14 protein-coding genes are annotated in these 12,517 nt (G+C 69.2%); 7 read left to right on the top strand and 7 right to left on the bottom strand.

The features are described 5' to 3' along the window. Window positions 1-1,212 (top strand): DNA-processing protein DprA, encoded by a 1,212-nt coding sequence (dprA, locus tag AC3IF1_RS24445; RefSeq protein WP_489219711.1) that lies wholly within the window; start codon window positions 1-3, stop codon window positions 1,210-1,212. Here dprA and ruvX read toward each other — a convergent pair. Further along, a complete protein-coding gene (gene ruvX, locus AC3IF1_RS24440) occupies window positions 1,202-1,702 on the bottom strand; it encodes a Holliday junction resolvase RuvX (RefSeq protein ID WP_489219710.1) in 501 nt (166 codons plus the stop codon). The genes dprA and ruvX overlap by 11 nt on opposite strands. Continuing rightward, window positions 1,699-2,268: an SMI1/KNR4 family protein gene (locus AC3IF1_RS24435; protein ID WP_489220463.1), complete on the bottom strand. Its 570-nt coding sequence runs from the start codon at window positions 2,266-2,268 to the stop codon at window positions 1,699-1,701. Before AC3IF1_RS24435 ends, ruvX begins: the two co-directional genes overlap by 4 nt. A gap of 172 nt (window positions 2,269-2,440) precedes the next feature. On the opposite strand from AC3IF1_RS24435, the gene AC3IF1_RS24430 reads away from it, so the two are divergent. The 5 genes from AC3IF1_RS24430 to gatB all read left to right on the top strand — a co-directional run bounded on the left by AC3IF1_RS24430 (window position 2,441) and on the right by gatB (window position 6,525). After that, on the top strand, window positions 2,441-2,581 hold the full coding sequence (locus AC3IF1_RS24430) for a hypothetical protein (RefSeq protein ID WP_243966768.1): 141 nt from the start codon (window positions 2,441-2,443) through the stop codon (window positions 2,579-2,581). 148 nt (window positions 2,582-2,729) lie between these two features. After that, window positions 2,730-3,017, top strand: coding sequence for an Asp-tRNA(Asn)/Glu-tRNA(Gln) amidotransferase subunit GatC (gene gatC / locus AC3IF1_RS24425; RefSeq protein WP_489219709.1), 288 nt, complete (start codon window positions 2,730-2,732; stop codon window positions 3,015-3,017). A gap of 82 nt (window positions 3,018-3,099) precedes the next feature. Then, window positions 3,100-4,578, top strand: a complete 1,479-nt coding sequence (gene gatA, locus AC3IF1_RS24420) for an Asp-tRNA(Asn)/Glu-tRNA(Gln) amidotransferase subunit GatA (RefSeq protein ID WP_489219708.1) — start codon at window positions 3,100-3,102, stop codon at window positions 4,576-4,578. Further along, window positions 4,575-4,874: a hypothetical protein gene (locus tag AC3IF1_RS24415; protein WP_243966771.1), complete on the top strand. Its 300-nt coding sequence runs from the start codon at window positions 4,575-4,577 to the stop codon at window positions 4,872-4,874. The genes gatA and AC3IF1_RS24415 overlap by 4 nt, the downstream gene beginning before the upstream one ends. A gap of 178 nt (window positions 4,875-5,052) precedes the next feature. Further along, window positions 5,053-6,525: an Asp-tRNA(Asn)/Glu-tRNA(Gln) amidotransferase subunit GatB gene (gatB, locus tag AC3IF1_RS24410; protein ID WP_489219707.1), complete on the top strand. Its 1,473-nt coding sequence runs from the start codon at window positions 5,053-5,055 to the stop codon at window positions 6,523-6,525. A 781-nt stretch (window positions 6,526-7,306) separates the two neighbouring features. On the opposite strand, the gene AC3IF1_RS24405 is transcribed toward gatB, so the two are convergent. From AC3IF1_RS24405 to AC3IF1_RS24390, 4 genes are all read right to left on the bottom strand, one after another. Beyond that, window positions 7,307-8,362: an efflux RND transporter periplasmic adaptor subunit gene (locus AC3IF1_RS24405; RefSeq protein WP_489219705.1), complete on the bottom strand. Its 1,056-nt coding sequence runs from the start codon at window positions 8,360-8,362 to the stop codon at window positions 7,307-7,309. Further along, window positions 8,363-8,557 (bottom strand): DUF1656 domain-containing protein, encoded by a 195-nt coding sequence (locus tag AC3IF1_RS24400; RefSeq protein WP_243966775.1) that lies wholly within the window; start codon window positions 8,555-8,557, stop codon window positions 8,363-8,365. Between the two features lie 32 nt (window positions 8,558-8,589). Further along, on the bottom strand, window positions 8,590-10,623 hold the full coding sequence (locus AC3IF1_RS24395; RefSeq protein WP_489219704.1) for an FUSC family protein: 2,034 nt from the start codon (window positions 10,621-10,623) through the stop codon (window positions 8,590-8,592). 128 nt (window positions 10,624-10,751) lie between these two features. After that, the gene (locus AC3IF1_RS24390) at window positions 10,752-11,051 is read right to left on the bottom strand and encodes a hypothetical protein (RefSeq protein WP_243966777.1); all 300 of its coding nucleotides are present in this window, start codon (window positions 11,049-11,051) and stop codon (window positions 10,752-10,754) included. 240 nt (window positions 11,052-11,291) lie between these two features. Here AC3IF1_RS24390 and AC3IF1_RS24385 point away from each other — a divergent pair, with 240 nt between their 5' ends. Continuing rightward, window positions 11,292-11,927 carry a glutathione S-transferase N-terminal domain-containing protein gene (locus tag AC3IF1_RS24385; protein WP_489219702.1) on the top strand — a complete coding sequence of 212 codons (636 nt, stop codon included), beginning with the start codon at window positions 11,292-11,294 and terminating at the stop codon, window positions 11,925-11,927. A gap of 7 nt (window positions 11,928-11,934) precedes the next feature. Here the strand turns inward: AC3IF1_RS24385 and AC3IF1_RS24380 are convergent, their stop codons facing one another. Further along, window positions 11,935-12,399, bottom strand: coding sequence for a DUF2147 domain-containing protein (locus AC3IF1_RS24380; RefSeq protein ID WP_243966779.1), 465 nt, complete (start codon window positions 12,397-12,399; stop codon window positions 11,935-11,937). Window positions 12,400-12,517 lie beyond the last annotated feature (118 nt).

Genomic DNA, 12,517 nt, shown 5'->3' with positions numbered 1-12,517 from the left:
ATGCAGCTCACCGATGCCCAGCGTCTCGACTGGCTGCGCCTGATCCGCACCGACGGAGTCGGGCCGCGCACCTTCCGCACGCTCGTCAACCGATTCGCCGGTGCCGGTGCCGCCCTCGATGCCCTTCCCGACCTCGCACGCCGGCAGGGCAAGCGGCTGGAGCCCCCGATCCGCGCCCAGGCCGAGGACGAGCTGGCGGCCCTGGCCCGCCTCGGCGGACGGCTGATCGCCACCGGCGAGGCGGATTACCCACGCCTCCTCCAGCAGACCGATGCGGCGCCGCCGCTCCTGGCCCTGCGCGGCGCCGCAATCCTGAACCGTCCGGCTGTGGCCCTCGTCGGTTCGCGCAACGCCTCGACGGCCGGGCTCGCCTTCACGGAGCGGCTGGCCCGCGGCCTCGGCGAGGCGGGGCTGGCGGTGGTCTCGGGCCTCGCCCGGGGCATCGACGCCCGGGCCCACAAGGCCAGCCTGCAGACCGGCACCGTCGCGGTGATGGCCGGCGGTCAGGACCGGATCTACCCGGCGAGCCACGCCGCCCTGGTCGACGCGATCCTGGGGGAGGGCGGCGCCATCGTGGCCGAGATGCCGATGGGCTGGGAGCCGCGCGGCCGCGATTTCCCCCGGCGCAACCGGATCATCTCCGGCCTGTCCTACGGCACCGTCGTGATCGAGGCGGCGCGCCGCTCCGGTTCGCTCATCACGGCGCGCTACGCCCTGGAGCAGAACCGCGAGGTCTTCGCGGTCCCGGGCTCGCCCCTCGATCCCCGCGCCGAGGGCACCAACGATTTGATCCGCCAGGGCGCAACCCTCGTGTCCGACGTCGCACACGTGCTCGATGTGATCGGTCCGATCATCGAGCACGGCCCGGAGGCGGACGCCGCCCCCGTACGGGGGCGGCCGGACCTCCGAGATCAGCCCGACTTCTGGGACGAGATCGACCTCGATGCGCTGAGCCCGGGGGAGCTGGGGGCTCGAGACATCTCACGGCCGCCCGTATCCGAATCGTTCGAGGACCCGGACGATCCGCCCGAGCCCGTGGATGATCGCGCACGCATCGTCGCGCTTCTGGGTCCGAGCCCGGTCGGGACCGACGCGCTGGCCCGCAGCGCCAATGTCGGGATCCGCATCGTGCAGACCGTGCTGCTGGAACTCGAACTCGACGGGCGGATCGAGCGCCACGGTAGCGGCACGGTCTCGCTGGTCAGTCGTTGAGCGGATCGGCGTTGAAATCGACGTCGGCGACATGGCGCATCACGTCGAGGCAACCCTGGAGGATGTAGGCGGCGGCGAGCTTGTCCACCAGTTCCCCGCGTCGGGCCCGGGACGCGTCGGCCTCGATCAGCGCCCGGGTCACGACCGCGGTCGACAGCCGCTCGTCGAAGAAGACGTGGGGCAGGGGCAGGATCGGCGCCAGGTTGCGCACGAAGGCCCGCGTCGACTGGACCCGTGGCCCCTCGCTCCCGTCCATGTTCAGCGGCAGACCGACCACGAGGCCGCCCACCGCATGCTGGCGACACAGGGCGGCGAGGCGCTGGGCATCCGGCGTAAACTTCACCCGACGGATCGTCTCCAGCGGCGTCGCGATCTGGCGCCCCAGATCCGATAGCGCAAGTCCGATCGTCTTGGTGCCGAGATCGATGCCGATCAGCCGCGCCCCACCCTGCGAGGCGGCGGCGAAGGCACGTAGCGCGTCGTGGTTCATAATTCCGCCTGCCCGCTCCGGCCCAGGATCGCCGCCGAGACACCCTCGAACCGGGCGGGCAGGGGCTCCATACCCGGTCCGAGAATCAGCGCGGCGGTGGGGCCGGTGACCTGCGAGAAGAAATCGAAAAGGGTCTCGCCGCCGAACCGGACCGTCTCGAGATCGGGCGCGAGCAGCCAGATATCGTATTCCGCGCCGCTGCCGGTCACGTCCCAGAACAGGAAGCTGCCGTCCTCGGCATGGCCGAAGAAGCAGGCGCGCTCGACGACCCCCGGGTCGCCATCCTCGACATCGAAACGGTGCGGCTCCGCCGCGTCGTCCAGCAGTCGCACGGCGGCGCCGACGCTGTGGGCGATGACGCCAGCCTGCGTGATCAGGTCGCTCGCCTCGAAGGGGGCCGGCACGGCGATCCTGATGTGACCGCCGGCCACGCCGACACCGCAGGTCCGACAGAAGTCGCGGTAGGAATCCGGAAGGGGAAAGCCCAGCTCCGCAGCCGCGCGATCGAGCGCTGCCGCGTCCGGCGCGAATCCCGGCACCAAGCTGGTGAACACCCGCTCCCACATCGGTTCCGCTCCTTCATCCACAGGCATGCCGCACTCCGTAGATCGCCCCGGATGCACGCGGAGCGGTTCGCGATTAGGTAGGTTAAAGCTTCGTTAAACCACCGCTCGGGGTCACGCCTTGTCGACGATCGGCCCGCTCTCCCGTTCAGCAACATCCCGGGCCGCCCCGGCCATGGCCCGCAAGCATCGCCTGATGCTGCTGCTGGCCTTCGAGATCCTGGTCCTGGGCTTTGCCCAGGCGCTGGTCCAGCCCCCCCGGCGACCCGGCGTCACCATCGAGATGTCGGTGACGCCGCACCACGTCGTGACCTGAGACCGGGACCGGATCGCGCGCGGCTGATCGCCCGAGGCTGCGCCGGCCCGGTGACCGCGTGCCGCCCGCGTTGCGGCCGATCGGAGCCCGGTGCTATAGGCCGGCCGATCCCGGGAGGCCGCTCCCGGACCAGGACGAACGGGACGGCATGTCGGTCGACGAGAAGACGGTTCGGCGCATCGCGCATCTGGCGCGCATCGCGGTCACCGACGACGAGGTCGGTCCGCTGCAGGGCGAACTCAACGCGATCCTGGCCTTCGTTGAGCAGCTCGGCGCGGTCGACGTCTCCGGCGTCGAGGCGATGACCTCCGTCACCCCGATGGCGATGAAGAAGCGTGCGGACGTCGTCATCGACGGTGGCCGCGCGGCCGACGTGGTCGCGAACGCTCCCGAGACCGAGGACAATTACTTCCTGGTTCCGAAGGTGGTCGAGTAGGCGCTCGGCTCGGAGCTTCGGCCCGGACCTTGCGGACCGGATTTTGTGCGGACGCGCCGCGGCGCGCGGGGACGTGAACAGCGTGAATCCGAACGAACTCACCCTGGCCGAGGCGCGCGACGCCCTCAAGGCGAAGCGGATCTCGGCCCGCGAGCTGACGCAGGCGCATCTCGACGCGATCGGGAAGGCTCGCATCCTCAATGCCTTCATCCGGGAGACGCCCGACCGGGCCCTCGCGATGGCGGATGCTGCGGACGAGAAAATCGCCACCGGCGAAGCCCGTCCGCTGGAGGGCATTCCGCTCGGGATCAAGGACCTGTTCTGCACGGACGGGGTGATCACCACGGCGGGGTCCAAGATCCTGGAGACCTTCGAACCGCATTACGAATCGGCCGTCTCGGCCAATCTGTGGCGCGACGGCGCCGTGATGCTCGGCAAGCTGAACCTCGACGAATTCGCCATGGGCTCGTCGAACGAGACCAGCGCCTACGGCAACGTCGTCTCGCCGTGGCGGCGGGCGGGCTCCGACGCGCCGCTCGTGCCCGGCGGCTCCTCGGGCGGTTCCGCCGCGGCAGTCGCCGCGCGGCTCTGCCTCGGCGCCACCGCCACCGACACCGGCGGCTCGATCCGCCAGCCAGCCGCCTTCACCGGCACCGTCGGAATCAAGCCGACCTACGGGCGCTGCTCGCGCTGGGGCACGGTGGCGTTCGCCTCCTCGCTCGATCAGGCCGGTCCGATCGCCCGGACGGTGCGCGACTGCGCGATCCTGCTCGGCTCGATGGCCGGCGCGGACGCCCGGGACACGACCTGCGCCGATCTGACCGTGCCCGATTTCGAGGCCGCGGTCTCCCGGGGCGTGAAGGGGCTGACCATCGGCATCCCGAAGGAGTACCGGGTCGACGGCATGCCGGCCGAGATCCAGAAGCTCTGGGACGAGGGCGCGGCGTGGCTGAAAGCGGCCGGCGCCACCATCCGCGACATCTCATTGCCGCACACGTCCTACGCGCTGCCCGCTTACTATATCGTCGCCCCGGCCGAGGCCTCCTCGAACCTCGCCCGCTACGATGGCGTCCGCTACGGCCTGCGCGTCCCCGGCAAGGACATCGCCGGGATGTACGAGAACACCCGCGCGGCCGGCTTCGGCCGCGAGGTGAAGCGCCGGATCATGATCGGCACCTACGTGCTCTCGGCGGGCTACTACGACGCCTATTACGTCCGGGCGCAGAAGATCCGCACGCTGATCAAGCGCGACTTCGAGGCGGCCTACGCCTCCGGGATCGACGCGATCCTCACCCCCGCCACCCCGTCGGCCGCCTTCGGCATCGGCGAGAAGGCCTCGGCCGACCCGGTGGAGATGTACCTCAACGACGTGTTCACCGTGACGGTGAACATGGCCGGGCTGCCGGGCATCGCGGTCCCGGCGGGGCTCGACGGTCAGGGCCTGCCGCTGGGTCTCCAGCTGATCGGCCGACCCTTCGACGAGGAGACGCTGTTCGCGGTCGCCCAGGTGATCGAGGATTCGGCCGGGCGGACCAAGCTGCCTGAGCCGTGGTGGGCATGACCGTCCCGTATTATCCCTGGACGGTCTGGATCTGGGCCGGGTTCGATCCGGCGCTGATCGTGGTGGCGGTCTATCTCGGCTGGACTGCGAGCCAGTTCGGCAAGGTGTTCATCGCGGCGATCGCGGCGCTCGGCTTCTCGGTGCTGTTCTCCTGGGCGGTGAGCGCCGCCGGCATCCCCTGGCCGGCGCCGGTCACCCATGACGGGCCGACCTTCTTCCCGGTCCGGGCCCTGGCGGCGCTGCTCTGGGCGATCCTCGGCTACGGGGCACGGCGCGCCGTCGGACGCCGCGCTTGATTCTTGTCGCGAGCGGCCCGTAATTGACCGAACGACACCCGCTCCCACCCGCGCCCTCATCCTGAGGCGCCCGCGCGAGCGGGCCGCGAAGGAGCCCTCCTTCGAGGCCGCTGCGCGACACCTCGGGATGAGGGTGGGAGTGGGAAGCCCCTGACAAGCCTTTCCGGCCCGGACGATCATGAACGCACCTGTCGACCCCAAGAAGCTGATCAAGGGCGGCCTCCACGATTGGGAGGTGGTCGTCGGCATGGAGGTCCATGCCCAGGTTTCCAGCCGGGCGAAGCTGTTCTCTGGCGCCTCCACCGAGTTCGGGGCCGAGCCGAACGATCATGTCTCGCTGGTCGATGCGGCGATGCCCGGCATGCTGCCGGTGATCAACGCCGAATGCGTTGCCCAGGCGGTGCGCACCGGGCTCGGTCTGAAGGCGCAGATCAACCTGCGCTCGGTCTTCGACCGGAAGAACTATTTTTATCCGGATCTGCCGCAGGGCTATCAGATCTCGCAGTACAAGGACCCGATCGTCGGTGAGGGCGAGGTGCTGGTCGACATGGCCGACGGCACGGCGATCACGGTCGGCATCGAGCGCCTGCACCTGGAGCAGGATGCCGGTAAGTCGCTGCACGATCAGGACCCCCTGCGCAGCTTCGTCGACCTCAACCGGTCGGGGGTGGCGCTGATGGAGATCGTCTCCCGGCCGGACCTGCGCTCGTCGGAGGAGGCCAAGGCCTACGTCACCAAGCTCCGCACGATCCTGCGCTATCTCGGCACCTGCGACGGCGACATGGAGAAGGGGTCGCTCCGCGCCGACGTGAACGTCTCCGTGCGCCGCCCCGGCGAGCCGCTCGGCACGCGCTGCGAGATCAAGAACGTCAACTCGATCCGCTTCATCGGCCAGGCGATCGAGACCGAGGCGCGCCGCCAGATCGCGATCCTGGAGGATGGCGGCACGATCGACCAGGAGACCCGCCTGTTCGATCCAGGCAAGGGCGAGACCCGCTCGATGCGCTCGAAGGAGGAGGCGCACGATTACCGCTACTTCCCCGACCCGGACCTGTTGCCGCTCGAATTCGACCAGGCTTACGTCGACGCGCTGGCTGTCGGCCTGCCGGAACTGCCGGACGCCAAGAAGGCGCGGTTCGTCACGGATTACGGCCTCTCGCCCTACGATGCCGGCGTGCTCGTGGCCGAGCGGGCTTCGGCTGACTATTACGAGGCCGTCGCCAAGGGCCGGGATGGCAAGGCTGCAGCCAATTGGGTGATCAACGAGCTGTTCGGCCGCCTCAACAAGGAAGGCCTGTCCATCGAGGCGAGCCCGGTCTCCGCGAGCCAGCTCGGGGCGATCGTCGACCTGATCTGCGAGGGTGTGATCTCGGGCAAGATCGCCAAGGACTTGTTCGAGATCGTCTGGACCGAGGGTGGCGACCCGCGTGCCCTGGTCGAGAGCCGTGGCCTGAAGCAGGTGACCGATACCGGAGCCATCGAGGCGGCGATCGACAAAATCATCGCGGCCAACCCCGACAAGGTCGCCCAGGCCAAGGAGAAGCCGACCCTGCTCGGCTGGTTCGTCGGCCAGACCATGAAGGCCACGGGCGGCAAGGCGAACCCGGCGGCGGTGAACGCGCTGCTCAAGGACAAGCTCGGGATCGCCTGAGCCGCCGGCGCGTCGTCATCGCTTCGGGTCCCGGGCATGGGCGGCTGATCCGCTCGAGCCCGGACTCCGGCTGAAGCCTGATGCTTGGGCCACGACGATACCCCGCCGCGGCGCCGCCGGGCAGGTGGGTGGTCGGATGATGCAATCTTGGGTGACGAGACCGCGGCGGAACGGCTCGAATCGGGGCCTTTCGCGCATTCGAAGGCGTGCCGTGTCGGCCGCTTCTGCGCCCCTGGAGCCGCTTCCGTCCGGCTGCTCGTATCGTGCCGCTAGGCCCCGGGCCGAACCGATCCCGGATCCGTCTAGGCGGCGTTCCGCTGCGGTGGAGTCATGCCTGTCTCCTCCAGCTTCAGCCGACCGTCACCGTTACGAAACCTAATAAGATCAAAGTTTCCGGCCGGTCCGTGCCTGCATTCGCGAAGCACATATAAAGACTGCGCCCGTCTCGGCGACAGGTCAACATGGAATTCTCCGAGAGAATGCTTTTTGCCCCGGCGCGAGTGGCGTTCCGCAACGCTTTAGCCGGCGGCTCTAGGGCTTGGATCGCTTCCGCGGCGTTGCAGAAACTTCAGTGGCGCCCCATTGATTTGCCGTCGCTCTTATCGTTCTCGAGCTGAAACCGGATGTCCCTTCGAGAGGTTCATCCGTGTCGCCGCGCCGGTCGAGCGTCGGCCGACCTTCGCCGTTCACGCGTCTGCGGTGCCAAGCCGTCCGAATCGGGCCGGGATTGGCAACAGATTCAGGATCGGAACGTTCGACACCGCTGCCATTGAAGGCGCTATCAACGCCGCTGCGCCTCGACCGTGGGCGTGGCCGCCGAATCGGTCAGGGCGGAGACGCGCGCGCGCAGGTCCATGAACCAGGTCGGCGCGGGCGCCCGGCCGCCATTGACCACCACGGTGGCGGTCATACCGGCGATCAGCGGGACCTCCGGCGGGAAATGGTCGATGCGGATGCGGACCGGGACACGCTGCGCCAGCCGCACCCAGGTATAGACCGGATTGACGTCGGGCAGGCCCTGCGTGCTGGAGGCGGCGTTCGCCGTCGAGATGCCCAGCGTGATGCTCTCCACCGTCCCGGCCAGGTGCGGGTCGAAGCCCATCAGCTTGACCTCGGCCCGGTCGCCCACATGGATGTTGGGCATCTTGGTTTCCTCGAAATAGCCGTCGATCCAGAACGAATCGGTGTCGACCACGCTGATGTTCGAGGTTCCGGTCCGAGCGTAGTCGCCGACCCGCATCAGCAGGTTGGTGACGCGTCCGTTGACGGTGGATTTCACCTGGGTGCGTTCGAGGTTGATCTTGGCCTGCCTCAGCTGCGCCTGCGCGCTTTCCAGGGCCGCCGCGGCGATCTTCGCGGTGCCGGCATATTGCTGCTTCTCTTCGATCGAGGTCGAGACCGTGGTCAGCGCCTGCCGTCTGGCCGATTGCGCATTCTTGACCTGGAGATCGGCCTCGCGATTCTGGACCTCGGCCTCGGCCGAGGTCACCGAGACCTCGAAATCGACCGGATCGATCACGTAGAGCACGTCGCCCTTATGGACGGTCTGGTTGTCCCGGACCCGGACGTCGACGATCTGGCCGGCGACCTGCGGGGCGATGTTGGCGACTTGCACCCGCACGGTCCCGTCCCGCGTCCAGGGCGCCGCGACGTAGAACTCCCAGACGTAAGCCGCCGCCGCCACGGCGACGAGCAGGATGAAGGCGGTCGCGGCCAAGCGGAAGACCTTGGCGGCCCGGCCCCGGCGCGGGACGACCGGCATGAGATCGGCGTGATCCGTCCTCCCCTCGCGGTGCGCGGGCTTGGGATCATCCTCGTCGGCGGTGGTTTCGGACATTCAGATCAACGCGATGAGGACAGCGAGAACACAGACGTAGATGCCGGCCTCGGCCAGCGGCGCATTGGCAACGTAGCGGCTGAAGCGGATGCGGGCGAAGAACCAGCGCAACAGGAGGAGGATGACGAACGCCGCCAGGGCATATCCCACGAAGGAGGAGATCAGGACCCCGCCGATGTGAATGTCCTCGTACATGACCGTGCCGAAAATCCCATCTGCTGAAGACGTTAGAACGGGGCGATGTCGAGACGGTGGAGGAACGTCCGGTGTCGGGCGACGGTTCGCGCCGCGCTTACGAGGTCGCTGGCGGCCCGTGCCGTCGTGAGGCGGACGATCCGATCCTGCCGGGATGCAGCGCGGATCAGTGCGCCGGCCGCCGATTCGAGGGCGCGATCGTCCCCCGCCGCCAAGCCCGAGCGGGCCCGCAGGATCGCGTCGCGTAACGCCGCCGCCGGCCACAGCCGGCGCAGCTCGGCATGGGCGCGGGCGGCGGCCGATTCCAGCCGGGCGAGCGCGAAGGCGTGCGAGAGACTGGCCCGCCGCACCGCGCCGCTCCCGGAGCTGTAGCCGGCGAATTGGAACAGCCGGTCCGCGTTCAGGCTGGTGCGCGTGGTCGCGTCCCCACCCTCGCCGACGAGGGCGTCCGCCAGGGCCCGGCGCGCAGAATCCAGGGCAAAAATCCGCTGCTGCGCCGGCGTGACCGGGATCAGGATGCGCACGAGGATCGACAGGACGACGGCCGCGACCACGACCAGGAACCCGTTCAGCAGGAAGGTCTGGGCGTCGTAGGTCTGCGGGTTCGACGGGCCGAGCAGCACCGGGAAGAACACGATCAGGATGAAGCCGATGCCGAAGGTCTTGGGGTTCAGCGAGAGAAAGCAGCCGAGGAAGATCACCGGCGCCATCGCCATGGCGAGCATCGGGAAGCCCTGGACGCCGTTGAGGAACACGAACCGGGCAATCCCGGCGAAGGTCGCGGCGAGGCACATCCCGACGACCACGCCGTTGGCAAATTTCTTGGGATCGGGTGTCGTCGACGACAGGGCCGCGGTGGCAGCGACCTGGACCAGGGCGAACGAGGCCTGGGGCAGGCCGAGGGCGACGAAGGCCGCGGCCGTCGCCGCGAAACCAAGGGCCACCCGAAGGGCGCCGCGCAGGGCCACGGGGAAATCCCGGTGCGTGGGCAGCGTGGCGTCGCGCAACGGTCGGTGGCCGTCGGCCACGGCGCCGATCCCGTCCTGGGCGAAGGTCGCCGCGCAGACGAAATCGAGGGCGCGCTGAAGTACCACGACCTCGTCGAGGGGCCGGCGCCCGTCGCGAATCGCGTCATCGACCAGGTCGCGCAGGCGCTCGTCATCGCGGTCGAGGGACTCCGGATCGGGCGCGTCGGCCACCCGGCGGCAGATCGCCATGGCCTCCGCGACCGCGGGGCCCGGGTTCCGCAGGCAGACGGCCGCCGCCGCCACGGTGCGGATCGATGCGGCCATCACGTAGAGCGCCGCGATGCAGCTGCGCGCGCCGGCTGCCCGGAAGGGACCGTCGTCGAGTTCCCCCGCGATGGCACTGGCATCGGCCCGCATGGGCGCGATCGTCCGGATCAGCGCGGCGGTGCGCGGCGCGCCGAGATCGCCCTCGTCCAGGGTCTCCCGGGCATAGGCCCGCGTCCCGTCCCAGGCCTCGCGCAGGCGCGGCAGCAACGCCCGCCACGTGCTCGGCGAGGCCAGCGCGTCGTTGATGAAGGTGATCGCCACGATCCCGAGGACGATCACGGCCACGCGGGAAACGGCGGCGTCGAAGGCCCCCTGCGGATCGTCGATTTGTCCGAGGGCGATGATCGCCACGGTGTAGCCCGACAGCATCGCCCCGTAAGCGCGGGTGTCCTGGAGGTACTGCGCCACGAACACGCACAGTCCGAGCCAGACCGTGAAGCTCAGGAGCAGCAGGACTCGATCCTGCCCGAACAGTGCCACGAGCACGATCGACACGAATGCACCGATCAGCGTGCCGAGGAGCCGGTACACAGCCTTGGAGATCGCCTGTCCGCGCTTCGGCTGAGCGAGGATCGCCACGCAGGTCGCCGCCGACGAGGCGCTGTCCAACTGGAGCCAGAAGGCGGCACCGAGCGCCACCATCATGGCGATCCAAATGCGCAGGGCGAAGGCCCAGGCCGCCGGCTTGGGCACCCAGGCGTCGAGGAACGCGATCAGGCGGTCGGCGACGGAGCCGGAAGACCGGTCCGCGCCGGCTGCAGCCTCAGCCATGCCGGCCCCGGCCGTGCCCGATGCTGGCTATCCGCCGGCGCGGCGAGCGGTCCGTCATGGTGCGTCTCCCCGGTAATCCCTGTTCCGGCGATAGGAACACACGAGCAGCGCGACGGTTCGCGACCGTCTCAAGCCTTGTCGCCGCCCTTCAGGCGCTTGTTGCACTTGCTCCAGTATTGCGGCCATTTCGGCCCCTGAGCGGTCTTCTGCACGTCGGTCAATGCGCGCCACTCGGCGCCGCAGGTCTTCTGACGCGTGCGCGCGGCGGCCTGACCGGGGCTCGGTTCCTTCGCGCCCGGGGCGCTCGGCGCCGCGGCAGGCGCCTCGGCGGCGGCCGGTGCCTTCGCGGGCGCCTCCTTGGCCATCACGGGCTGCATAACGAGCAGCGGCACGGCCAGGGCCGCAAACCTCACAAGTCGGTCGATCATCCTCGAATCCCCCCACGCGCCGCTTCGGCGCCCGGGCGCGGAGTTTCGCCGCTGACCGGCCGGCCCGGCAAGGGTGTACCGCACACTGCCAACAGGCGCGGCGATCGATCTCGCAATCGTGAGCGTGGCGGCGGCGTTGCCCTTGAGCGCGGCCGGGAAATCGTCTTCACTGCCGGCATTGTCCGAACCCGGCCCAGGAGCGCCGCGCCGCCGACGGTTCGGTCGAGGAGCAGATTGAGCATGGCAGCGGTGTCGGGGCGTCCGATCGACGTCCATACCTGGAGCACGCCGAACGGCTGGAAAATTCCGATCATGCTGGAGGAGTGCGGGCTCCCCTACCGGATCGTCCCGGTGGATATCGCCAAGAACGAGCAGTTCGCCCCCGACTTCCTGGCGATCTCGCCCAACAACAAGATCCCCGCCATCGTCGATCCGGACGGGCCGGGCGGCCAGCCGATCTCGGTGTTCGAGTCGGGCGCGATCCTGCAATATCTCGGTCGGAAGACCGGTTGCTTCTACCCTTCGGACGAGCGCGCCCGCGTCGCCGTGGACGAATGGCTGTTCTGGCAGGTGGCGGGCTTTGGGCCGATGCTGGGGCAGACCCACCATTTCAAGATCTACGCGCCCGAGAAGGTCCCGTACGCGATCGAGCGGTTCACCGCCGAGGCCAAGCGTCTTTACGGGGTCTTGGAGCGCCGCCTCGCCGGCCGGGCCTATCTCGCCGACGACTATTCCATCGCCGACATCGCGACGATCACCTGGGCGAAGCTCAACTTCAAGCAGGGCGTCGATATCAGCGCGCTGCCGAACGTGACCCGCTGGCTGGAGGCCGTGCTGGCGAGGCCGGCGGTCCAGCGCGGCCTCGCGGCGATCTGACGAGCGGTCAGTTCTTGTTGGCGGCCTGCTGGTTCACATCCGGCACCCGCGTCCAGGTCTGGGAGCCGCACAGGATCCGCAGCATGCAGCCGGAGACGCTGAGTTCAGCCGCGCTCTCGCGCTCGAGGCTGACCGTGTAGATCTTGCCCTCCTCGACGTTGTAAAGTTCGCCGGTGAACTTCTCGTCGTCGGGCTTCAGGCCGTCGATGAGCTGCAGGCCGATCACCGGGCGGCTGCGCTTCTTCGGATCCGGGTTCTTCAGATCGGTGCGGGGGGCGCCGGCCTCGGTGGTCGGCGTCTTCAGCCAGACGACCTTCCCGCAGACGAGCGTCTGGCCCGGCCCGCACCGGTCGATCCGGATCTTGGCGCGGCCGTCTCCGGTCAGCCAGGTGCCGGAGGGGTCCTTGGCGGTGTCGGCGGCGGCGGCGGAAAGGCCGGCGAGGAGCAGGGCGGCACTGAAGGCGAGGCGCATGGTTCGTCTCCGGGGAAGGGGCGTCGCGGACGCCCGGGGGATGGACGAAGTCGATGGACACGACAGAGCCGTCGCATTCAGGCGATTTTTCGGCGGTGTTGCGGCGGAGCCACGGCCA

Source organism: Methylobacterium sp. E-012, from assembly GCF_057836545.1.
This window is presented reverse-complemented; position numbering and strand designations above follow the sequence as displayed.